Source organism: Burkholderia sp. AU4i (assembly GCF_000466765.1).
GTDB lineage: Bacteria > Pseudomonadota > Gammaproteobacteria > Burkholderiales > Burkholderiaceae > Burkholderia > Burkholderia cepacia.
Map to the genome: position 1 here is coordinate 1 of NZ_ASSI01000128.1, position 22,923 is coordinate 22,923.

The 22,923-nt window shown below is 66.2% G+C and carries 18 protein-coding genes and 3 tRNA genes; 8 read left to right on the forward strand and 13 right to left on the reverse strand.

Annotated features, from left to right (window positions below; translation table 11 throughout):
- Positions 1-210, forward strand: a 210-nt coding sequence (locus L810_RS27260; protein WP_051392324.1) for a hypothetical protein, incomplete at its 5' end; no start/stop codon positions are given.
- A gap of 27 nt (positions 211-237) precedes the next feature.
- Here L810_RS27260 and L810_RS27265 read toward each other — a convergent pair.
- The 4 genes from L810_RS27265 to L810_RS27280 all read right to left on the reverse strand — a co-directional run bounded on the left by L810_RS27265 (position 238) and on the right by L810_RS27280 (position 5,353).
- Positions 238-1,155: a DUF1571 domain-containing protein gene (locus L810_RS27265; RefSeq protein WP_021161542.1), complete on the reverse strand. Its 918-nt coding sequence runs from the start codon at positions 1,153-1,155 to the stop codon at positions 238-240.
- A 29-nt stretch (positions 1,156-1,184) separates the two neighbouring features.
- A complete protein-coding gene (locus tag L810_RS27270; RefSeq protein ID WP_021161543.1) occupies positions 1,185-2,939 on the reverse strand; it encodes a long-chain-fatty-acid--CoA ligase in 1,755 nt (584 codons plus the stop codon).
- A gap of 156 nt (positions 2,940-3,095) precedes the next feature.
- Complete coding sequence (locus L810_RS27275; RefSeq protein WP_021161544.1) at positions 3,096-3,917, reverse strand: TetR/AcrR family transcriptional regulator; 822 nt, start codon at positions 3,915-3,917, stop codon at positions 3,096-3,098.
- A gap of 215 nt (positions 3,918-4,132) precedes the next feature.
- Entirely contained in the window at positions 4,133-5,353 is a 1,221-nt protein-coding gene (locus tag L810_RS27280; RefSeq protein WP_042976429.1) for an MFS transporter, read from the reverse strand.
- Between the two features lie 280 nt (positions 5,354-5,633).
- Here L810_RS27280 and L810_RS27285 point away from each other — a divergent pair, with 280 nt between their 5' ends.
- The 3 genes from L810_RS27285 (at position 5,634) to L810_RS27295 (ending at position 8,671) form a co-directional block, all read left to right on the forward strand.
- Positions 5,634-6,176: a GNAT family N-acetyltransferase gene (locus L810_RS27285; protein ID WP_021161545.1), complete on the forward strand. Its 543-nt coding sequence runs from the start codon at positions 5,634-5,636 to the stop codon at positions 6,174-6,176.
- 130 nt (positions 6,177-6,306) lie between these two features.
- Positions 6,307-6,933: a ParB-like protein gene (locus L810_RS27290; RefSeq protein ID WP_021161546.1), complete on the forward strand. Its 627-nt coding sequence runs from the start codon at positions 6,307-6,309 to the stop codon at positions 6,931-6,933.
- Positions 6,934-6,940: 7 nt separating this feature from the next.
- Positions 6,941-8,671 carry a SulP family inorganic anion transporter gene (locus L810_RS27295; RefSeq protein ID WP_021161547.1) on the forward strand — a complete coding sequence of 577 codons (1,731 nt, stop codon included), beginning with the start codon at positions 6,941-6,943 and terminating at the stop codon, positions 8,669-8,671.
- A gap of 22 nt (positions 8,672-8,693) precedes the next feature.
- On the opposite strand, the gene L810_RS27300 is transcribed toward L810_RS27295, so the two are convergent.
- From L810_RS27300 to L810_RS27340, 9 genes are all read right to left on the reverse strand, one after another.
- Entirely contained in the window at positions 8,694-9,629 is a 936-nt protein-coding gene (locus tag L810_RS27300) for a carbohydrate kinase family protein (RefSeq protein WP_042976431.1), read from the reverse strand.
- 132 nt (positions 9,630-9,761) lie between these two features.
- Positions 9,762-10,706 (reverse strand): ABC transporter substrate-binding protein, encoded by a 945-nt coding sequence (locus L810_RS27305; RefSeq protein WP_021161549.1) that lies wholly within the window; start codon positions 10,704-10,706, stop codon positions 9,762-9,764.
- Positions 10,707-10,784: 78 nt separating this feature from the next.
- Positions 10,785-11,822: an ABC transporter permease subunit gene (locus L810_RS27310; protein ID WP_021161550.1), complete on the reverse strand. Its 1,038-nt coding sequence runs from the start codon at positions 11,820-11,822 to the stop codon at positions 10,785-10,787.
- A gap of 40 nt (positions 11,823-11,862) precedes the next feature.
- Positions 11,863-13,416, reverse strand: a complete 1,554-nt coding sequence (locus L810_RS27315; RefSeq protein WP_021161551.1) for a sugar ABC transporter ATP-binding protein — start codon at positions 13,414-13,416, stop codon at positions 11,863-11,865.
- Entirely contained in the window at positions 13,403-14,650 is a 1,248-nt protein-coding gene (locus tag L810_RS27320; RefSeq protein WP_021161552.1) for an ROK family protein, read from the reverse strand. The genes L810_RS27315 and L810_RS27320 overlap by 14 nt, the downstream gene beginning before the upstream one ends.
- A 526-nt stretch (positions 14,651-15,176) precedes the next feature.
- Positions 15,177-15,263, reverse strand: a tRNA-Leu gene (locus L810_RS27325).
- Positions 15,264-15,676: 413 nt separating this feature from the next.
- Positions 15,677-15,763, reverse strand: a tRNA-Leu gene (locus tag L810_RS27330).
- A 109-nt stretch (positions 15,764-15,872) separates the two neighbouring features.
- A complete protein-coding gene (locus L810_RS27335; RefSeq protein WP_021161553.1) occupies positions 15,873-16,862 on the reverse strand; it encodes an aliphatic sulfonate ABC transporter substrate-binding protein in 990 nt (329 codons plus the stop codon).
- A 337-nt stretch (positions 16,863-17,199) separates the two neighbouring features.
- A tRNA-Leu gene (locus tag L810_RS27340) sits at positions 17,200-17,286 on the reverse strand.
- Between the two features lie 250 nt (positions 17,287-17,536).
- Between L810_RS27340 and rnr the strand changes: the two genes are divergently transcribed.
- The 4 genes from rnr (at position 17,537) to rpiA (ending at position 22,679) form a co-directional block, all read left to right on the forward strand.
- Positions 17,537-20,029 (forward strand): ribonuclease R, encoded by a 2,493-nt coding sequence (gene rnr / locus L810_RS27345; protein ID WP_021161554.1) that lies wholly within the window; start codon positions 17,537-17,539, stop codon positions 20,027-20,029.
- 149 nt (positions 20,030-20,178) lie between these two features.
- The gene (gene rlmB, locus L810_RS27350; RefSeq protein ID WP_021161555.1) at positions 20,179-20,922 is read left to right on the forward strand and encodes a 23S rRNA (guanosine(2251)-2'-O)-methyltransferase RlmB; all 744 of its coding nucleotides are present in this window, start codon (positions 20,179-20,181) and stop codon (positions 20,920-20,922) included.
- A 97-nt stretch (positions 20,923-21,019) separates the two neighbouring features.
- On the forward strand, positions 21,020-21,892 hold the full coding sequence (locus tag L810_RS27355) for an N-acetylmuramoyl-L-alanine amidase (RefSeq protein WP_042976402.1): 873 nt from the start codon (positions 21,020-21,022) through the stop codon (positions 21,890-21,892).
- Between the two features lie 91 nt (positions 21,893-21,983).
- Positions 21,984-22,679 carry a ribose-5-phosphate isomerase RpiA gene (gene rpiA / locus L810_RS27360; RefSeq protein ID WP_042976403.1) on the forward strand — a complete coding sequence of 232 codons (696 nt, stop codon included), beginning with the start codon at positions 21,984-21,986 and terminating at the stop codon, positions 22,677-22,679.
- Positions 22,680-22,923 lie beyond the last annotated feature (244 nt).

Consider the following 22,923-nt stretch of genomic DNA (forward strand, 5'->3'; position numbering starts at 1 on the left):
GTCGACCTGTCGGTCGGCATCGGCGTACCGGTCGCGCCGGTCTATGTCGAGCCGGCGCCGGTCTATGTGGCGCCGCAGCCGGCCGTGGTCGCCTATCCGGGCTATGGATACGGCTACTACGGCGACGAGGACGACGATCGCTATCGCAAGTGGCGCAAGCACTATTACAAGCATTGGCACCGGCACCATGGCGACGACGATGACGATTGAGCCCGAGGCCATCCCCGCCGGCGCGCATCAGAACGCATAGTCGGGGTTTTTCGGGTCGAATGCGGTGTCGTCGAGCGTCGCCGGCGCGATTTTCTCGATGACGATCCGCTCGAAGATCTTGCCGTCGTTGTCATAGGACTCGACGGTCCGGAAATAGGGCGCGTGCAGATCGAGCCCGAGGACTTCCTTCTTCGCGTAGAACTGCGGCCGGCCGGTCGGTGTTTCGTAGGTGAGCGCGACCACGCGCACGCCGCCGATCGTCCTGGCTTCCACATCGGTCGGCCGCTGCACGCCGGCTTCCACGTATTTCTTCCCTTCGGTCAGGTACAGGTTCGTGATGAACTCGGTACCGAGATCCTTCACCTGGTGATTCGACTGCGCGCGTGCGAGTGCGCCGTCGAGTGCCGTCCACAGCGGAATCTTGCCGAGCAGGCCGCCGAGGTGCCCGTACATCTCGTCCTTGCGCTGCGTCGTGTCGTAGATGGTCTCCTGTCCGGCATGTGCACCGCCCGGCAGCCATTTCGCATAGACGCGCAGCGGCTCGCGGGTGGTCTTCACGAGCATGCGGTCGGGCGTATCGGACCACTTTCCGCTGATGCGCTCCTGGCGCACCATCGTGAACTGGTACGACGGATAGCCGTTGGGGCCGTTACGGATATAGAGCGGCACGGCGAGCGGATCGAGTGCCTTGAAGAGCGCCGTGAGCGTCGCGTCGTCGAGTTGCGCGAGCGTGCCGCGCTGCGCGGCCGTGCGCAGCCAGCGCGCCTGCTGCGCGACCGGCTCGCGCGCGACCTTCGCGAGGTCCGCCGGCAGCGCGACGCCCGCGGCCGCGCTTGCGGCGTCGGCCGTTTCCTGTGCATGCAGGCCCGCCTGTCCGAGCGACAGCAGGCAGGCGACTGCCACGGCGGCGGCATGCCGCGCGTGGTGCTTCTTTCCTTCGTTCATCGACGGCGTCTCCCTGGGCGGCGGATCGTTCAACCTTGCTTCGCGGCCTTGATTTTGGCGAGTTCCTCGTCGCGCAGCGCGCGGCGCAGGATCTTGCCGACGTTCGTTTGCGGCAGCGCGTCGCGGAACTCGACGAATTTCGGCATCTTGTAGCCGGTGAGGTTCTTGCGGCAGTGCGCGAGCACATCGTCGGTCGTCAGCGACGGGTCGCGGCGCACGACGAACACCTTGATCCGTTCGCCCTGTACCTCGTCCGGAATGCCGATCGCCGCGGCTTCGCTGATGCCCGGATGCATCACCAGCACTTCCTCGATCTCGTTCGGATACACGTTGAAGCCCGACACGAGGATCATGTCCTTCTTGCGGTCGATCAGGCGGATGAAGCCGCGTTCGTCCATCACGCCGATGTCGCCGGTGCTGAGCCATCCGTCGGCGTCGATCACCTTGGCCGTCTCGTCGGGGCGCTGCCAGTAGCCGCGCATCACCTGCGGGCCGTGCACGCACAGCTCGCCGGGCTCGCCGACGGGCGCCCAGGTGCCGTCTTCACGGCGAAAGCGCACGACGGTGGACGGCGCGGGCAGGCCGATCGAACCGCTGAACGCGGCCATGTCGTTCAGGTCGACGGGGTTCATCGTGACGATCGGCGAGCATTCGGTCAGGCCGTAGCCTTCGACCACCGGCCGGCCCGTCACCTGCTGGAAGCGCTCGGCGACCGCACGCTGCATCGCCATCCCGCCCGCCATCGCGAGCTTCAGCTTCGAGAAATCGCGCTTGCGGAATTCCTCGTTGTCGAGGAACGCGTTGTAGAGCGTGTTGATGCCGGTGATCCCGGTGAACGTCTCGTTGCGGATGATCTTCATCACCATCGTCATGTCGCGCGGGTTCGCGATCAGGATGTTGCGCCCGCCGAGCCCCATGAAGATGAATGCGTTCACCGTCAGCGAATAGATGTGATACAGCGGCAGCGGCGTGAGCACGGTTTCGACGTCGCCCGATACCTGGTCGGCGATCCAGGCCTTCGCCTGCAGCAGGTTCGCGATCAGGTTGCCGTGCGTGAGCATCGCGCCTTTCGCGACGCCCGTCGTGCCGCCCGTGTATTGCAGGAATGCGAGGTCGTCGCGCGTCGTCTGAACGGGCTGCGGCTTGCTTCGCGCACCGAGCGCGAGGGCGGAGCGCAACCGGATGGCCTGCGGCAGGTGGTAGGCCGGCACGAGCTTCTTCACGTGCTTCAGCACGAAATTGATCAGGCGTCCTTTCGCATTGAAGCCGTCGGCGAGGAGGTCGCCGAGCGCGGTGACGACGATGTTCTTCACCTGCGTTTCCGGCAGCGCATCCTGCAGCGTGCGCGCGAAATTCTCGAACACGACGATCGTCTGCGCGCCGCTGTCCTTCAGCTGATGCGCGAGTTCGCGCACGGTATAGAGCGGATTGACGTTGACGACGATCGCACCGGCTTTCAGCGTGCCGAACAGCGCGACCGGGTACTGGAACGTGTTCGGCAGCATGATCGCGACGCGGTCGCCGGGTTTGACGCCGAGGCTTTGCAGATACGATGCGAACGCGTCGACTTTCTGCGCGAGCGTGCGATAGGTCATCGATGCGCCCGCGCTCACATAGGCGACGCGCTCGGCGAAGCGGCTCGTGCATTCGTCGAAGAACTGCACGAGCGATGCGTATTGCGTGACGTCGATGTCGTGCGGGACGCCGGGCGGATATGACGCGTACCAGATGCCGTCGGTGTTCGGCGGAACCTGGGCCGCTGCGGTTGCTGCGGAAGATGACATGACATGTCTCCGGTCTTTGCTCTCGGCGAAGGCCGGCGCTTCAGCGCCGGCCCGTGCCCCGTGCCGCACGGTCGGTCGACGGGGCGCCTCGGCGCTCCGCATGACCGCGCGTTTCAATCAAATCGTGAACAGGAAGCCGCGCGTGGCCTCGCGCGCTCAGTTCGTGGAATGCAGCGTCGCCGTATCGGCGGCCGCCGCGCCCGACGACGGCAGCCCGAACGCTTCGCTTGCGCCTGCATCGTCGAGCACGGCCGCGAAGATCGACAGTTGCGCGCTGTCGGGCATCGGCGCTTTCAGCGCGGCGACGATCAGCGACGACAGCCGCGCGATCATCTGCACGTCGTTCATCGTGCGGCCTTGCGAGAACTCGTCGATCAGGCTTTCCGTTTCGGCGCCTGCGAGCGCGCCGGACAGTGCACCGATCGCGAAGTGCAGCCGCCAGCCGAGCTCCGTGCGCGGCAGGTGCGGCAACGCGCGCTGGAACGCGTCGAAGAAGCGGCCCGCGACGCTTGCGTAGTGCGCGGTCAGGAAGTTGCGCACGAACGGCGACGGATCGGTGTACGCACGGCCGATCAGCCGCAGGAACCCGGGCCCGCCGCGTTCGGGATTGCGCGATGCCTTCAACGCGGGAATGAACATCGCGCCGAGCACGTGCTCGCAGGTGATGTGCGTGCCGAGTTGCGCATCGAAGCGGTCGAGGATACCGAGGCGTTCCTGGTTGAGCTGGTCGAGCCGGCGCGACAGCATCGCGTGGATCAACGCTTCCTTGCTGCCGAAGTGGTAGTTGACCGCGGCGAGGTTGACCGCCGCGCGCGAGGTGATCTGGCGCATCGACATCGCCTCGAAGCCATGCTCGATGAACAGGTCCTCGGCCGCATCGAGGATGCGCGCCTTCGTCCCGCCGGTCTGCCGAGTGCCGGATGACCGTGCCCCGGACGGCCGTCCCGCGGATGGCCGCCCCTCCTGACTTACTGCCATGTCCCGCCTCCCATGCCGGTCGCCCGGCCGCGAACTGGTGATTTGATTATCTGATTCAAACAGTCGTTTTTATTAAGATAAAAAAGGGCGAGCGGAGCGGGCAAGCGGGGAATCTGGACAAATTCCTCTAGTTCGATGTGCGAATGCGGAAAGTATCGCGCGCGCCTTCGACAGGGCGGGGCACGCGCGATGGTGCAATGCGGCAATGCGCGGGATCAGGCGACCGTGCTACGCGTATTGACCGATTGCGTCATGTCGATACCGCGCCGCTCGCGGCTGAACAGGATCAGCACGGCGATCACGACGGCGACGATGCCGGCCACGAGCGCGAGCGCGAAGCCGTAGTTGTTGTTGTGCGAAACGGCGAGCGAGGCCTGCATCGTCGCGTTGCCCGACGCGAGCAGGTTGCCGAGCTGATAGACGACGCCGGGGAAGGTCGCGCGGATCTCGTCGGGCGAGATCTCGTTCAGGTGAACCGGGATCACGCCCCACGCACCCTGCACCGAGATCTGCATCAGGAACGCCCCCGCGGCGAGGGCAACCGGGCCGCTCGAGAATGCCCACAGCGGCAGCACGGGCAGGGCGATCAACGCAGCGATGAAGATGGCACGACGCCGGCCGATCCGCTCCGAGATCGAGCCGAACGACAGGCCGCCGACGATGGCACCGATGTTCAGCACGATCGTGATCCACGACACGGTATGGGGATCGAAATGATGCTGTTCGCGCAGGAACGTCGGATAGAGATCCTGCGTGCCGTGCGAGAAGAAGTTGAACGCGGTCATCAGCACGATCGCGTAGATCGTGAGCTTCCAGTTCTGCTGCAGCGTGGCGCCGAGGCTCGGGCGCGGGCGCTTCTCCATCTGCTTCCACGCCGGCGATTCGGGCACGTGGGCGCGTACGTAGAGGACGAGCAGCGCGGGCAGCACGCCGACCATGAACATCCCGCGCCAGCCGATGTACTGGTAGAACAGGCCGAACACGACGGACGCGAGCAGATAGCCGCTCGGATAGCCGGCCTGCAGCAGCCCCGACACGAAGCCGCGTGCATGGGTCGGCACGGTTTCCATCGTCAGCGCGGAGCCGACGCCCCATTCGCCGCCCATCGCGACGCCGAACAGCGCGCGCAGCACGAGCAGCGCGGTCAGGCTCGGCGCGAAACCCGATGCGAGCTCGAGCAGCGAGTAGCACGCGATGTTGACCATCAGCGTCGGGCGGCGGCCGAAGCGGTCGGCGAGCCGGCCGAAGATCAGCGCGCCTAGCGGACGCATCGCGAGTGTCAACGTGAGCGCGAACGCGACGGCGGGAATCGTCGATCCGAATTCGGCGGCGATGTCCTTCAGCACGAAGACCATCAGGAAGAAATCGAACGCATCGAGTGTCCAGCCCAGGTAGGCGGCGATCGTCACGTTGCGTTGTTCGCGGGTCCAGCTCATGTCCGAGGTCTCCTCGTTGGCTTGCGCGCTTACGATGTGCATGCGGATGCCGGCCGGCTTGCGCGCGGTGCGGGGGCATGGATCGAGTGTAGGCCGCGGCGCCCGGCGATGTGGGGCGCGATAACGCCGAATCGGGAATAATCCCTAGGAAATGAACTGTTTCGGATTCGGCAACGGCGTCGCGCGAAACCGGCGACAGGCATCTGTATCATTCCGGAAGGCCGTTTGTATCTGTTTTGTAATGCGTCCGGTGAGCATCGTCACCGAATCAGGAGTCCAGATGACTGAACCTTCCGCCGCCACGCTGCCCGTGCTCGAAACTGCGCGGCTGTGGCTGCGTCCGCGCGTACTGGCCGATCTCGACGCCTGCATCGCGATGGATCGCGATCCCGAGGTCACGCGGCACATCGCGGGCCCGTGGCACGATCCCGTCGAGCACCGTCGCTTCGTCACGCACCGGATCACGCGCGACTATCCGCCGGGCCTCGGCTACTGGTCGATCTTCGAGAAGGCCGCGCCCGATGCGTTCATCGGCTGGGTCCTGCTGATTCCGGACTATGCGGACGGCGCGCGCGACGTCGAGATCGGCTGGCGGCTGGTGCGTGAGACCTGGGGGCGCGGTATCGCGAGCGAGGCCGCGCAAGCCGTCGTGCGCCATGCGTTCGACACCGTGCGCCTGCCGCGCGTGATCGCCGATATCGCGGAAGCCAACAGCGGCTCGTTGAACGTCGCGCGCAAGCTCGGGATGCGCCGGGTGAGCGTCGTGCACGATGGCATTCCTTACATTCGACATCGTCTCGAACGCAACGACCTGCGCGCGTAGCGCAGCGTCTTGCGCAGGTACGGACGGTTGTCAGAGATCGTCAACCGGATGCGTATCGAGGTCACGACGTATTAACGGCTCGTGTGATCAGGAGTATCGTTGCCGGAATTTCGCAACATGGGGTACGACCATGGCACTCGGCAACGATGTTCACCTGATTCCCGTCAAGCTGGAAGAACTGCGTCCGACGCAGATGACGGTCGGCTATCGCGAAGTCAAGGCGAAGCGCAAGCACTGGAAAGGGCTCAACAAGCGCGCGCGCAAGGCGGCGATCGAATCGCACTGGTTCCCGGCGGTACTCGGCCCGGACGGGCTGCACTACATCACCGATCACCACCATCTCGGCCTCGCGCTGATCGAGGAAGGCGAGGTGCGCGTGAACGCGATGCTGCTGAAGGACCTGTCGTGGCTCGACGACACGATCTTCTGGCGGATGATGGAACACAACCAGTGGGTGCATCCGTTCGGTGCCGACGGCACACGCCGCGACTACGCGAATCTGCCGAAGGCGCTGACGGGTCTCGTGGACGATCCGTACCGCAGCCTCGCCGGCGAACTGCGCACCGCGGGCGGCTACGCGAAGGACGCGACGCCGTTCAGCGAATTCCTGTGGGCCGACTACCTGCGCCAGCACGTGTCGCTCGACCAGATCCGCAAGAACTTCGCGAAGGCGCTCGAAATCGCACTGCATCGCGCGCATGAGCAGGATGCACGCTATCTGCCCGGCTGGTCGGGCGTCATCGCCGTCAAACCCTGAGCACCTCATGACGACCGCCCCGATCCGCCCCGATGCCGGCCCGCAGCATGCCGAGCATTTCTCCGCGCTCGACGCGGCCGCGCCGCCGCCGACGCGGCGCATCGGCCTCGACGCGCTGGCCGGCCTGTCGATCGCGGGCCTGCTGATCCCCGAGGCGGTCGCGTACGCGGGGCTGGCCAACCTGCCGCCGCAGGCCGGTCTCATCGCGTTGCTGTCGGGGCTCGTCGTCTATGCGCTCACCGGCAGCAGCCGTTTCGCGATCGTATCGTCGACGTCGTCGTCGGCTGCCGTGCTCGCGGCGACCGTGCTCGCGGAGTCGGGAATGGCGCTTGCCGCGCAGCTCGCGCTGGCGGCGGCGCTCGTCGCGATGACGGGCGTGCTGTTCATCCTGGCGGGTGCCGCGCGGCTCGGCGGCATGTCGGATTTCGTCGCGCGGCCGGTGCTGCGCGGCTTCACGTTCGGCCTCGCGCTGACGATCGTCATCAAGCAGTTGCCGAAGATTCTGGCGATTTCCGTGCAGCACAGCGATGCGCCGCATGTCGCGCTCGACCTGATCAGCGGCGCGCCGCACGCGAATCTCGCGAGCGTCGTGCTCGGCGCGACCGCGCTGGCATTGCTGTTCGCACTCGGGCGGAGCGCGCGGGTGCCCGCTACGCTCGTCGTGATCGTGCTGTCGATCGCGGCCGGTTATGCGGTCGACTGGCAGCGATACGGCATTGCGATCGTCGGCCACATCGACTTCCGGCATATCGAGTTCGGCCTGCCGACCCTCGACCGCAACGCATGGATGCAGACCGTCGAGCTTGCGTTCGCGCTGATGCTGATCCTGTATGCGGAGTCGTACGGATCGATCCGCAACTTCGCACTGAAGCACGGCGACAGCGTGTCGCCGAACCGCGACCTCGTCGCGCTCGGCTGCGCGAATCTCGTGTCGGGCCTGCTGCACGGGATGCCGGTCGGCGCCGGTTATTCGGCGACCTCGGCGAACGAAGCGGCCGGCGCGCAGTCGCGCTTTGCAGGCCTGTGGGCGGCGGGCGTGGTCGCGCTGATCGTCTGGCTGTTGCTGCCGCAGCTCGCGCGCACGCCCGAGCCCGTGCTCGCGGCGATCGTGATCTTCGCGGTCAGCCACTCGCTGCATCCGTCGGTGTTCCGGCCGTACTGGGCCTGGCATCGCGACCGGCTCGTCGTGATCGCCGCGCTGCTCGCGGTGCTCGTGCTCGGTGTGCTGCACGGGCTGCTCGCGGCCATCGGCGTGAGCCTGCTGCTGACGCTGCGCAAGTTGTCAGAGCCGAACGTCAGCGTGCTCGGCAGGCTGCGCGACAGCCATGATTTCGTCGACGTCGCGAGCCACGCCGACGCGAAGCCGGTGCCGGGCGTGCTGATCGTGCGGCCCGAAGCGCAGCTGTTCTTCGCGAATGCGGACCGGATGTTGAACCGTGTGCGTGCGTTGATGAAAGCCGCGCCGGACACGCATACCGTGATGCTGAGCCTCGAGGAAACGCCGGATGTCGACGGCACGACGATCGAATCGTTGCGCACCTTTGCGGCCGAATGCGCGGCGCGCGGGTTGCGGCTCGCGCTCGTGCGGCTCAAGGTGCACACGCTGCATGCATTGCGCCGCGCGGCGGACGATACGCTTCACGACGATGCGATGTCCGAACTGAGCGTCGACGAGAGCCTGCAGCTGCTGCAGGCCGGGACGCCGCCGGACGGCAGCGGCGGAACGACCGCCGCGTGACGGGGCGGTGCGCCGGTACGTGCTATTGCGAAACTGCAGTATCGGCAGTGCGGTCGATCATGTCGGTCACCTCGGCCGCCGTCGGCGCATAGGCGCCTGCATGCGCACAGGCGACCGCCGCGCACGCGGCCGCGTAGCGCAGATGCTCGGCGGTTGACGCGTCGGGACGCGCCAGCTGGCTTGCGAGCCAGCCGCCGATGCTCGCGTCGCCGCAGCCGACGGTGTCGGCCACCTCGGTCGGGAACGCGGGCTGGAACAGCACGGTGTCGCGATGCAGGAGCTGCATGCCCGATGCGCCGCGCGTGACGAGCATCGTTGCATCGGGCGCCCACGTGCGCAGTTGCGCGAGCGCGGCGGCTTCATCGAGTTCCGGAAACAACCCGCGCAGATCCTCGTCGGACACCTTGATCCAGTCGGCGAGCCCGGCCAGCCGGCGCAGCGTGTCGCGATACGACGGCGCGGCCATCGGCGCACGGAAGTTCGGGTCGAACGAGATTCGCTTGCCGGCCGTCCGTGCGGCCTGCGCGACTTCGATCAGGCGTGCCGCGAGCGGCTCGCGCACGACGCCGAGCGAGCCGACGTGCACGATCTCGGCCGCATCGAGCGCACCGGTGGGCAGGTCCGCCGGATCGAACGCGAGATCGGCGCTGTTCTCGCCGATGAAGAAATAGTGGGGCGGCTGCTTCGACACGACCATCGCGAGCAGCGGCGCACGATCGACCTGCCGGATGAAGCGCAGGTCGAGCCCGGCGTCGGCACTCTTGCGCATCAGTTCGTCGCCGAAGATGTCGCGGCTGACCGTGCCGGCGAAGGCCGTCGGCACGCCGAGTCGCGCGCCGACGCGCGCGACGTTCCAGCATGAGCCGCCGGCGATGCTGTGCCAGTGCTGCGCGTCGTCGCGGATGAAATCGGTCAGCGCTTCGCCGAATACGATCAGGCGGGGGAACGTCGTCGTCATGTCGAAACCTTGTGCCGTGGCGTTGCGCACGGCCGTACAGCGGTTGATCCGAAAAGGCGGGCAGTGCGGGGCCGTCGCGCATGGCGACACGGCCCGGCACCGCCCGGTTGCGCGGGCGGACAGGCGGCGCGATCAGCGCGGCGAGCTCCAGCCCTTGTAGGTCTTCACGTTGTCGCGCGTGATGAGCGTCGGCTCGATCAGGATCATCGGATTGGCCGGCTTCTGGCCGTTCATGATCCCGTAGCCGACGTTGACCGCCTGCTGCGCCATGGCCCAGGGATCCTGGCTCGACGATGCCTGCACGAGCGTGTTGGACTTGAGCGCGACTTCGATGTCGGGTGCGCCGTCGACCGACGTGATCACGATGCCCGGACGGTTCAGCTGCTTCGCGGCGAGGTCGCTGCCGATCGCCTGCGGGTCGTTGATCGTGAACACCGCGTCGAGCTTCGGAAAGCGCGTCAGGTAGCCTTGCATCGCATTCATCCCGCCTTCGCGCGAACCCTTGCCGTCCTGGTCGCTCGACAGCAGCTTGATGCCGGCGTTTTTCGCGAGCACGGCCTTGCAGCCGTTGACGCGATCGATCACGGCCGATACCTGCGGGCCGTTCTCGATGATCACGTTGCCCTTGCCGTTGAGTTTCTTCGCGATGTAGTCGCACGCGAGTTCGCCGGCCTTCACGTTGTTGGTCTGCACGGTCGCGTTTGCGCCGGCCGCGGCGACGTCGACCGCGACGACCGTGATGCCGGCCGCCTGCGCCTTCTTCACCGCCGGCTCGATCGCCTTCGGATCGGTCGCGTTGAGCAGGATCATGTCGACGTGCGCGGAGATGAAGTTGTCGATCTGCGTGAACTGCTTGTTCAGGTCGTAGTCGGCCGAGACGGCCGTGACCTTCGCATTCGGATTGAGCTGCCTGGCGCGTGCTTCGGCACCCTTGACGATCGTGACGAAGTACGGATTGCCGAGCGACCCGACCGTGACGCCGATCGATTTGAGCGGCTTGTCGGCCGCGTGTGCGGCGGAAGCGCCGAAGGCGAGTGCGCAGGCGACGGCGGTCAGGGCGGCTTTGTGCTTGATCATGTCGTTGTGTCTCCGAGTTGTTGGTGAACGGGCGCAGGCTAACCGGCCTGCGCCGCAAGGTTGAATCGACGGGAAGAGTCAGGTGCGTGCCGAGTCGCGCTGGCGATAGCGATCGAGCGCAACGGCGCCGATGATCACGAGCCCCTTGATGATGTACTGCCAGATGTCGGACACGCCGAGCAGTACGAGGCCGTTCGTCAGTACCGCGATGATCAGCGCACCGATCAGCGTGCCGACGATCGAGCCGACGCCGCCGACGAAGCTCGTGCCGCCGAGGATTACCGCGGCGATCGCGTCGAGTTCGTACGACTGGCCGAGCTGCAGGCCGTTTGCCGCATAAAGCCGCGCGGCCGACATCACCGCGCCGAGCCCGGCGAGCAGGCCCGACGCCGCATAGACGAACATCTGGATCGCCCGCACGTTGATGCCCGACAGGCGCGCGGCTTCCGGATTGCCGCCCACCGAATAGATGCGCATCCCGAGCACCGTGCGGCGCAGGATGAACCACGAGATCGCGATGACCGCGCACGCGATGACGACGAGCCAGGGCACACCGAGGATCGTGCCGTTGCCGATGAACGCGAACGGCAACTGCGGATTGAACACGGTGGTGTCGTTGCCGATCAGGCGCGCAACGCCGCGCACGGCCGTCATCGCGCCGAGCGTGACGATGAACGGCGGCAGGCGCAGGAACGAGATCAGGCCGCCGTTGATCGCGCCGAACACGAGGCCGACGACGAGCGCGAACGGTACGCCGAGCCAGCCCCAGCCCGGAATGGTCGACGCGAGCAGCGCCGCGACGGCCGCGGCGGCGAGCACCGAGCCGACCGACAGGTCGATGCCGCCCGTCAGGATCACAAAGGTCATGCCGGCGGCGAGCACGATGTTGATCGACGCCTGCTGCGTGACGATCGACAGGTTCTGCAGCGTGAAGAAGCCGTCGGTCAGGAAGCCGAAGCCGATGCACAGAACCAGCAGCACCGGCAGCATGCCGGCGGTGCGGATCAGCGACTGCATGCGGGCGCGGTGATCGGCGCCGCGCAACAGCGGCGTACGGTTGCCCACCGGATGGGCCGTCGCGGAAGCGAGGTTCCGCTGCTTGGTCGGGTTGATCATGTCGGTAACCTGAATGTAAGAATGGACTGAAAGGGCGGGCTCAGTGCGCGTCGGCGAGTTCGGCCTGCGAGCCGGTGGCGAGCGCGATGATGGCTTCCTGCGTGATGGGCGTATGCGTGTGGCCGCCGAGTTCGCCCGCGATTTCGCCTTCGCGCATCACGAGCACCCGGTCGGCGACGCCGATGATCTCCGGCAGTTCGCTCGAGATCACGATCACACCCACGCCGGCTCGGGCCAGTTCGTTGATGATCCGGTAGATCTCGGATTTCGCGCCGATGTCGACGCCGCGCGTCGGTTCGTCGAGGATCAGCACGCGCGGCTTCGTCTCGAGCAGGCGCGACAGCAGCACTTTCTGCTGGTTGCCGCCTGACAGCGCGCCGACGTTGACGTTCGCGTGGGGAACGCGGATCGACAGCGATGCAATCGCGTCGCGTGCACGTTCGGCGCCGCGTGCGAGGTCGAGCGCACCGAGCCGCGCATCGCGGTTGCAGACCGAGATGTTGATGTTGTCGCGTACGCTCATGTCGAGGAACAGGCCCTGGCGCTTGCGGTCTTCGGTCAGGTAGACGAGCCCGGCGTCGATCGCGTCGCGCGGCGAGTGCGCGCCGAACGTGCGTTCGCCCACCTTCACGTTGCCGCGCACGCGCGGTTCCGCGCCGAAGATCAGCCGCGCGAGTTCGGTGCGGCCGGCGCCGACGAGCCCCGCGATGCCGAGCACTTCGCCGGCGTGCAGGTCGAGGCTGCAGCCGCGCACGCGCGCGCCGTCGGCGATGTCGCGTACCGACAGCAGCAGGTGGCCGGGGTCGTACGGCGCGTGTTCCTTCTTGTAAAAGCCGGAGATGTCGCGGCCGACCATCATCGCGACAAGACGCTCGGCCGACAGCGACGCGCGCTCGAGCGTGCCGACATACGTGCCGTCGCGCAGCACCGACACACGATCGGACAACTCGTAGATCTCTGCCATCCGGTGGCTGATGTAGATGATCGCGAGACCTTCCTCGCGCAACTGGCGGATCAGGCGGAACAGGTGTTCGGTCTCGCGCGACGACAGCGGCGTGGTCGGCTCGTCCATCACGAGGATGCGCGCGCGGGTGTGCACGGCGCGCGCGATCTCGACGAGCTGCTGTTCCGCGATCGACAGCGTGCCGACGAGCGTGTCGGGCCCGAACGATGCGCCCAGGCGCGCGAGCACGTCCTCGCAGCCGCGTGCCATCGCCGCGCGGTCGATCGTGCCCCAGCGCCGGTTGCCGCGCCGCAATTCGCGGCCGATGTAGATGTTTTCCGCGACGCTCAGGTTCGGGGACAGGCACAGCTCCTGGTAGATCACCGCGACGCCAGCATCGCGCGCGGCAAGCGGGCCGTCGATGTCGATGCGTTCGCCGTCGATCAGGATCTCGCCGCCGGCGTCGGCGCGGTACGCGCCCGACAGGATCTTCATCAGCGTCGATTTGCCCGCGCCGTTTTCGCCCATCAGCGAGTGGATCTCGCCGGGATAGACGGTCAGGCTCACGTTGTCGAGCGCGCGCACGGCCGGGAACGTCTTGCTGATCCCGCGCATCTCGAGCAGCGGGCGAGGCGACTCAGATCGCGACATGGTTGACCTCCTGCGAATCGGTGCGGGCGCCCTTGAGGATGCCGGCCCGCGGGGAGAAGTTGAAATACATCGGCAGCGTGGCTGCGCCGATCGCGCCGGCGTCGGCGCCGAACGTGCCGCGCACGAGCACCGGCGTGCCGCGTGCTTCGGGCGCGGTGGCCACGAGCGCGGCCCGCAGGCGCGTTGTCACCGCGTCGAGCAGGCCTGCGTCGGTATCGGCGTCGAGCACGACCACCGGCGCATCGACCACACACAGCACCGCGCGCAACGCAGGGGCGAGCGCGTCGACGCAATCGTCGATCCATTCGTCGACGGCGGGCAGGCCGCGAGCGATGCAGGCTTCGAGATCGGCCCGGTTGTCGACCGTCTCGCCGTGATGGCGCAGATGGCGCACGAGCGCATGCAGCGACGCACGCGCGAGCAGGATGTCCCACGGGCCACGCGGCGGCGGCGCGGAAGCGAGCCGGCTCGGCGGCACGGGAATCACGGCGATGTCGCCCGCGTTGCCGGTCACGCCACGCAGGCAGTCGCCGTCGATCGCGATGCCGCCGCCGATCGCCGGCCCGATGAACAGATAGACGAAGTCGTCGCACTGCCGGCCGTATCCGTAGAACAGCTCGGCGATCGCGGCCGCGTTGCCGTCGTTCTCGCCGAATACCGGAAGCGACAGCATGCGACTGAGGTCGCTGGCGAAATCGACGTCTTCCCATGCGCGGAACGTGTCGGGTGCGAGACCGAGTTCGCGCATCCACGCGCCGAGGTTGTAGGGCTGCGCGACACCGATGCCGGTCAGGCGGGCGCGCTCGTGGTCGGGGAGCAGGGCCTGCATCGCTTCGATATCGTGGCGGACGATCTCGAGCACGTCGGCAGGCGGAGGCAGCAGCGTGTCGTGCGAGCGGCGGCCGAGCACGTCGCCCGCGAAGTTGACGAGCGCCGTTTCGATGCGCATCCGGTCGAGATGGACGCCGATGCCGAACGCGCCGCGCGGGTCGAGGCGAATCAGCGAAGCCGGCTGACCGCGCTGGCCTTCGGTGCGGCCCGCGAATTCGATCAGCTTCGCGTCGGCGAGCGATGTGATGATGCTGCCGACCGCCGTGCCCGTCATGTTCGCGAGGCGGGCGAGATCGGCCTTTGACGCGCTGCCTGCGCGGCGCAGCGTCTTCAGCAGCAGGCGCTCGTTGTAACGGCGCACGTTGGCCGAGTTGCTGCCCTGGCCGAAGTGCGGGCTTCTCATGGCGTCTCCTTCCATGGCGCGCCGTGCAGCGGCGCATTAAATAAATCACGTTGATTTATTTAACCGCGTGAACGCCGGCATGTCAGCCTAGGGAAATCCCGGTTTGAGGTGGAGGGCGGAGATGGTAGCTCGGGGCGTCCGGAATCGGGGATCGATCGCGGAAGGTCGGTCGTTCAGGCGGAGGGTGGCGTGGGTGGTGGCATGAACCCGGGCAGTGGGTTGTCGCCGGCCTCGCAGCATGCTGCCGCTGTTTGCTTGCGCTGGCGGTGCAAATCGAAGCGGCTGGGTCTGCTCGAGAAGATGAGGGGGAGGTTTTTCCGGAGCCGGAAATGAAAAAAGGCCGGCTAGAAGCCGACCTTTTTAAAAACAGATGGTGCCCAGGAGAGGACTCGGTCACACATGCGCGACCCCGGCTGCGCTTGCAAGCGCAGCCTTTCGAGTCCTCACGCAAAGCGCACAGGCGCTTTGCTTCCTGGACTTGAAATGAAAAAAGGCCGGCTAGAAGCCGACCTTTTCAAAAAACAGATGGTGCCCAGGAGAGGACTCGAACCTCCACGATGTTGCCACCGCTAGGACCTGAACCTAGTGCGTCTACCAATTCCGCCACCTGGGCACGTTTTGCAGTAGCTGCTTGCTGCAAAGAAGCAAAATTATAGCGCGTCTTTGGCGGCTGTCAACAGGATTTGAGGTCGCGAACGAAAATAATTTGACGGATTTGTTTTGGCATCGAGCGACGTGCCCAAACGTCGCGGCGGGGCGACCGACGTGCATCGTCGAAAACTTGTGATGGACGGGGTGCGCGCGGGCTGATCCCTTCCGGATGCCGGGAATGCAGGTGAGCCGACTGGAAGGAGCTTTTTCAGGAAGTGGAGGGTCAGGAGGGAGGGCTTGGGTCGCACATGCGTAACCCGAGTCACGCATGCAAGCGTAGCCTTTCGAGTCCTCACGCAAAGCGCGCAGGCGCTTTGCTTCCAGGGCTTGAAATGAAAAAAGGCCGGCTAGAAGCCGACCTTTTTAGAAAACAGATGGTGCCCAGGAGAGGACTCGAACCTCCACGATGTTGCCACCGCTAGGACCTGAACCTAGTGCGTCTACCAATTCCGCCACCTGGGCACGTTTCGCTTGCTGCGATGCGAAGACCGCTATTCTAGCGTGTCTTCGCAGCCTGTCAACACAATTTCATTCGAAGCGATAAAAATATTGCCCCTCGCGCGACGGATTCTCACGCGCCGACCGGAATCGCGCGTTTCGCGTCGAAGTTCCAGCGCTGCGCCTGACTCGTGTCGACTCGGGCCGGCAGCAGTCCCGCCGCGAGGAATGTATCGGCGATCTTCTGCTGTTCGCCGAAGTTTTGTGCGACCACCGCGCGAACGAGATAACTGCGTCGCGCGTTCGCGCGCGCGATCGTCGCCGCGTCGAGCCCCCAGATCGGCGCGAGCGTATTCGCTGCGTCCTGCGGGTGGTCGCGCAGCCACGTGCCGGCCTGCGACAGCTGGTCGAACAGGATCTGGACGACGTCGGGCCGCGCAGTGGCGAAGCTGGTCGACGCGAGGTAGTAGCGCTGGTATGACGCGAGTCCGTTGCCGTCGGCGAGAATCCGTACGTCGGGATTGCGGTCGACCGATGCGACATAGGGATCCCACGTGATCCATGCGTCCACGCTGCCACGCTCGAACGCCGCGCGGCCGTCCGCGGGCGTCAGGTAGTGGATCGTCGCATCGGCCGGCCCGAGCTTCGCGCGTGCGAGTGCGGCAAGCAACAGGTAATGGCTGCCGGCCGCCTTCGTGACCGCAATGCGCGTGCCCTTGAGATCGGCGAGCGTACGCAGTGTGCTGTCCTGCTTGACGATGATCGCCTGCGCTTTCGGCGAAGGCGCTTCCAGTGCGACGTACACGAAACGCGCACGGGCAGCTTGTGCGAAGACCGGGACCGTATCGGCCACGTCGGCGCTGAAATCGACCGCGCCGATGTTGAGTGCTTCCGTCAGCGGCAATCCGCTCGCGAATTCATGCCACGACACGCGCAAGCCGAGCGGCGCCAGCGCCTGCTCGAGCGCGCCGCGCGTCTTGAGCAGCGTGATGAGTGTCGACGACTTCTGGTAGCCGATGCGCAGCACATCGGGTGCGTTCTCGGCACGCGCTCGGACGCCGGCGGCAGTGAGGCCTGCGGCCAGCATCGCGCGCGCGAATGCGCGGCGGTTCATCGGCGTCATGGATCGTGCTCCTTGTCTGGTTCGTTGCATTGAAGCGAGCCGGCTAACGTACCAACAGGGCGAGCGGACGATAACCGATAAATTCTGCTATCGATCCTGCTGGCGGGCATAAGGGCGGAGCGCCTGTGATTGCGGCGCGTCCATGCTTATACGGTCGAAATGAAAAAGGCCGGCAGAAGCCGACCTTTTCAAAAAACAGATGATGCCCAGGAGAGGACTCGGTCACGCATGCGCGACCCCGGCTGCGCTTGCAAGCGCAGCCTTTCGAGTCCTCACGCAAAGCGCTGGGCTGGAAATGAAAAAAGGCCGGCTAGAAGCCGACCTTTTTAAAAACAGATGGTGCCCAGGAGAGGACTCGAACCTCCACGATGTTGCCACCGCTAGGACCTGAACCTAGTGCGTCTACCAATTCCGCCACCTGGGCACGTTTTGCAGTAGCTGCTTGCTGCAAAGAAGCGAAATTATAGCGCCCCAATTAATTGTGTCAACACTTTTTTGCGATGCACCGCAAACCGGGCTCCGCCGCGCCTGCCGGCGGCATTCCCCGTCATTTGGCGACACAGGCGGGTGATAGAATGACCCGCCGCCGTCAATATAGAACTGTCTGGAGGACACCTCTATGTTGATGCCGTGCACCATCAGTCAACGCAACGAGAACAATCATCGACAAACCCTTGAGCAAATATCCGTACCCCATTCCGAGCCGTGAAGAGATTCTCGGCGTGCTGCGTACGAGCGACGCGCCGCTGGCCGCCAACGACATCGCCGAAGCACTGTCGATCAAGCGTCAGGAGCGCGAGGGGTTCTTCCGGCGTGTCGCCGCGATGGAGCGCGACGGCCAGATCCGCCTCGACAAGCGCGGCCACTACCAGTTGACCCATCCGTCGAACTTCGTCGCCGGGCGCGTGCAAGGGCATCGCGACGGCTACGGGTTCGTGATCCGCGACGACGGCCAGGACGACCTGTTCCTGCCGAACGGCGAAATGCAGAAGGTGATGCACAACGACCGCGTGCTCGCGCGGATCGTCGGCTACGATCGCCGCGGCCGCCCGGAAGGGCACGTCGTCGAAGTCACCGAGCGCGCGAACAAGCGCGTGATCGGCCGCCTGCTCAACGAGAACGGCGCGCTGATCGTCGCACCGGAAGACAAGCGCATCGGCCACGACATCCTGATCACGCAGAACGTGAAGAAGGCGAAGGTCGGGCAGGTCGTCGTCGTCGAGCTGACCGATTTCCCGAGCCGCCATTCGCAGCCGCTCGGCCGTGTCGTCGAGGTGCTCGGCGACATCGACGATCCGGGCATGGAAATCGAAATCGCGGTGCGCAAGTACGGCGTGCCGCACGAATTCAGCCAGCCGGCGCTCGACGAAGCCGCCGCGCTGCCCGACAAGGTGCGGCCGACCGACCTGCGTTTCCGCGTCGACCTGCGCGACGTGCCGCTCGTGACGATCGACGGCGAGGACGCACGCGACTTCGACGATGCCGTCTACTGCGAGCCGGTGAAGGTCGGCCGCGGCGACGGCTACCGGCTGATCGTCGCGATCGCCGACGTGTCGCATTACGTACAGCCTGGGAGCGCGCTCGATGCCGACGCGCTCGAGCGCAGCACGTCGGTCTACTTCCCGCGCCGCGTGATTCCGATGCTGCCGGAGAAGCTGTCGAACGGCCTGTGCTCGTTGAATCCGCAGGTCGACCGTTGCGTGCTCGCGTGCGACATGGTGATCACCGGGCGCGGCGAGATCAAGGCGTACCAGTTTTACCCGGCCGTCATCCATTCGGCTGCGCGCCTCACGTACACCGAAGTCGCGGCCGTGCTGTCGAACACGAAGGGGCCGGAGGCCGCGCGCCGCGCGGATCTGCTGCCGCACCTGCAGGATCTGTACGGCGTCTACAAGTCGCTGTTCGCCGCGCGGCAGAAGCGCGGCGCGATCGACTTCGACACGACCGAGACCTACATCGTCTGCAACTCGCAGGGCAAGATCGAGCAGATCGTGCCGCGCCAGCGTAACGACGCGCACAAGCTGATCGAGGAATGCATGCTGGCCGCAAACGTCTGCGCGGCCGATTTCCTGAAGCGCAACAAGCATCCGGGCCTGTACCGCGTGCACGCGGGGCCGACGCCGGAGAAGCTCGAGAACCTGCGTGCGTTCCTGCGCGGCATGGGCCTGTCGCTCGGCGGCGGTGACAAGCCGCATGCGAGCGACTACGCGGCGCTGATGGCGCAGATCCGCGACCGGCCCGATGCACAGATGCTGCAGCCGATGCTGCTGCGCTCGATGCAGCAGGCCGTCTACAGCCCGGACAACATCGGTCACTTCGGCCTGGCCTACGAGGCGTACGCGCACTTCACGAGCCCGATCCGCCGTTATCCGGACCTGCTCACGCACCGCGCGATCTACGCGATTCTGTCCGGCAAGAAATACGTGCCGAAGGCGCCGGACGGCTTCGAGCTGAACACCGCGCTGTCACCGCGCGCCCGTGCGATGCAGCAGGCCGACGACGAAACGCGTGGCCGCTCGCGCTCGAATACGGCGATCTGGGAAGAACTCGGCCTGCACTGCTCGGCGAACGAGCGCCGCGCGGACGAAGCGTCGCGCGACGTCGAGGCCTGGCTCAAGTGCTACTTCATGCGCGACAAGCTCGGCGAGGAGTACGGCGGGATGGTGAACGGCGTCACGTCGTTCGGCATCTTCGTGCAGCTCGACACGCTTTTCATCGAAGGGCTCGTGCACGTCACCGAACTCGGCTCGGACTACTTCCAGTACGACGAAATCAAGAACGAGCTGCGCGGCGAACGGACGGGCATCCGCTATCGTCTGTCGGATCGCGTGCGCGTACAGGTGAGCCGTGTCGATCTCGACGCGCGCAAGATCGACTTCCGCCTCGTGCGCGACACGCCGGTGAAGGCGCCGCGTCCGTCGCCGGCGCCGGCTTCGGCTGGCGGCGGTATCGACCGTAACGGCCCGCGTGTCCGTGCTCTGCCGCAGGCGGAAGAACCCGCGCCGCGCCGCAAGAAGGCTGCGAGCGCGCCGAGCGTCGCGGTGAAGGACGCGCGCGCCGCGCGTGCCGCCGCGAAGAAGAAGGGCGGTAGTGCCGGCAACGGCGGCGGCGGCGGTGCGGCGGCGAAGCCGACCGCGAAGAAGACCCGCGCCCGCAAGAAGTATTGAGCGTTCGGGGCGGCGCCATGCGCACGCCCTGCAGTATCGAGAGACGCCGCGTCACCGGTCATCGGCCGGCAACGCGGCGCTTTCCTTTTCCATGGATCGCGGCTGCGCGCGTCGCGCGGCCGCACGTTTGATCGAAGGTTGTTCCAGTCATGTCACGTCTGAAGGTTCTTTACGGTTTTCATGCGGTGACCGCACGTTTGCGGCACGATGCATCGACGGTTGCGGAGGTGCTGTACGACCAGACGCGCCGCGACCGCCGCATGCAGGACTTCCTGCACGCCGCGAAGGAAGCGGGCGTGCGGCTGATCGCGGCCGATGAAACGCGTCTGTGGGGCCTCGCACATACCGAGCGCCACCAGGGCGTCGTCGCGCGTGTCGAGGACATCCCGCTCGCGCAGAACCTGTCCGAACTGCTCGACGGCATCCAGGGCCCCGCGCTGCTGCTGGTGCTCGACGGCGTCACCGATCCGCACAACCTCGGCGCATGCCTGCGTGTCGCCGATTCGGCCGGTGCGCACGCGGTGATCGCGCCGCGCGACCGTGCGGTCGGCCTGAACGCGACCGCCGCCAAGGTGGCGAGCGGCGCGGCCGATACGGTGCCGTACATCACGGTGACGAACCTCGCCCGTGCGCTGCGCGAGCTGAAGGACGCCGGCGTGTGGGTCATCGGCACGTCGGACGAAGCCTCGGCAACGCTCTACGAAACGAAGCTCGACGGCCCCGTCGCGCTCGTGATGGGCGCGGAAGGCGAAGGCATGCGCCGGCTCACGCGCGACACCTGCGACGAAGTGATGAGCATTCCGATGGCCGGCAGCGTCGAAAGCCTGAACGTGTCGGTCGCAAGCGGCGTGTGCCTGTACGAAGCCGTGCGCCAGCGGCGCGTGAAGGGCTGACGCAGCCCGTCCCGCGCGGCTTGCGCGGGCCTCGAATGACCCGAACGACGCGTGCCGCGATCCGGTGCGGCACGCGGCCCTCCGGAGCGCGCGACCGATGACCCTGTTCCGCATAGGCGCATCCTGCGCCGTGCTGTGCCTGCTGGCTGCCTGCACGTCGCCGACGCTCGTCGAACGCGGCACCTACTATGCCGACACGAGCCTGCACGCGCGCGGTGCCGATTCGCGGATCCGCTTTCTCGTGATGCATTACACCGAAAGCGACGAGGCGAAATCGCTGCGCACGCTGACGGGCGATTCGGTCAGCGTGCATTACGTGATCCCGCCTCAGCCGCGCATCGAGCGCGGGCTGCCCGTCGTCTACCAGCTCGTTCCGGAATCGGAGCGCGCATGGCACGCGGGCGTCAGCGAGTGGCAGGGCACGACCGAGCTGAACGCGGTGTCGATCGGCATCGAGAACGTGAACCGCGGCCCGCTCGATCCGCAGAACCGCACCTGGCAGCCGTATCCGCCCGAGCAGGTCGCCGCGCTGACCCGGCTGTCGAAGGACATCGTCGCGCGCTACGCGATTCCGCCGACGCGCGTGGTCGGGCACAGCGACATCGCGCCACAACGCAAGATCGATCCGGGGCCGCTGTTCCCGTGGCATGCGTTGGCGCAGGCCGGTGTCGGTGCGTGGCCGGACGCCGCGACCGTGGCGGCGCGGCTCGCCGGTCGTGATCCGCATGCGCCGGTCGACGTGCGCGAACTGCAGCTCAAGCTCGCGCGCTACGGCTACGACGTGGCGACCGACGGCGTGCTCGACGAACGTACGCGACGCGTGTTCGCGGCGTTTCAGATGCATTTCAGGCCGGCCGACTACGCGGGTGATCCGGACGCCGAAACCGATGCGATCGCGCAGGCGTTGCTCGACAAGTACTTCGCCGGCACGCAACCCGCGGACCATGCGCCCGCGGCAGGTGAGCCCTGAACCCGCGGCGCACCGCACGCCGAAAAACGCGGGCCGTCATCCGACTCCGGTAAACTGGCGGTTTTCCGCAATCCCGCAGCTTTACCACTCCATGACTCAAGACGAACTCAAACGCCTCGTCGGCCAGGCCGCCGCCGACTACGTGATCCAGAACGTGCCGGAAGGTGCCGTGATCGGCGTCGGCACCGGCTCGACCGCCAACTGCTTCATCGACGCGCTCGCCGTCGTCAAGGCGCGCTATCGCGGCGCCGTGTCGAGCTCCGTCGCCACGACCGAACGCCTGAAATCGCACGGCATCAAGGTGTTCGACCTGAACGAGGTCGACTCGCTGCAGGTGTACGTCGATGGCGCCGACGAGATCGACGCGGGCGGCGCGATGATCAAGGGCGGCGGCGGTGCGCTCACGCGCGAGAAGATCGTCGCATCGGTGGCCGACACGTTCGTCTGCATCGCTGACGCCAGCAAGCGCGTGCCGGTGCTCGGCGCGTTCCCGCTGCCGATCGAAGTCGTGCCGATGGCACGCACGGCGATCGGCCGGCGCGTGACGACACTCGGCGGCGTGCCCGTGCTGCGCGTGACGAAGGACGGTGCGCCGTACATCACCGACAACGGTAACGAGATCATCGACGTGAAGGGGCTGCAGATCGCCGACCCGCGCGGCTTCGAAGCGCAGGTGAACGCATGGCCGGGCGTCGTGACGGTCGGCCTGTTCGCCGAGCGCGGCGCGAATCTGTGCTTGCTCGGCACGGAAAACGGCGTTGAAACGATCGTTTATTCGGCTAATTGAAAGATATGGAAAGCAGTCCGTAACGGTATGCCATGTACCGTAATGAACTGAATGTTTAAATCTTGTGGAATTCGGGGCCCGGTAGGCGCAATGCGCTTCCCGGGCCTTATTTTTAGCCGTATAAATCACCCCGTCAAAAAGAGGGATAACCCTGTCAGGTGTTTACCAGATAGCGAAATGTCCTCGAACTCATCAACTTATAGATCATAAGAACAGTCGTAACCAGGGCCGGCGGAACTGCGGA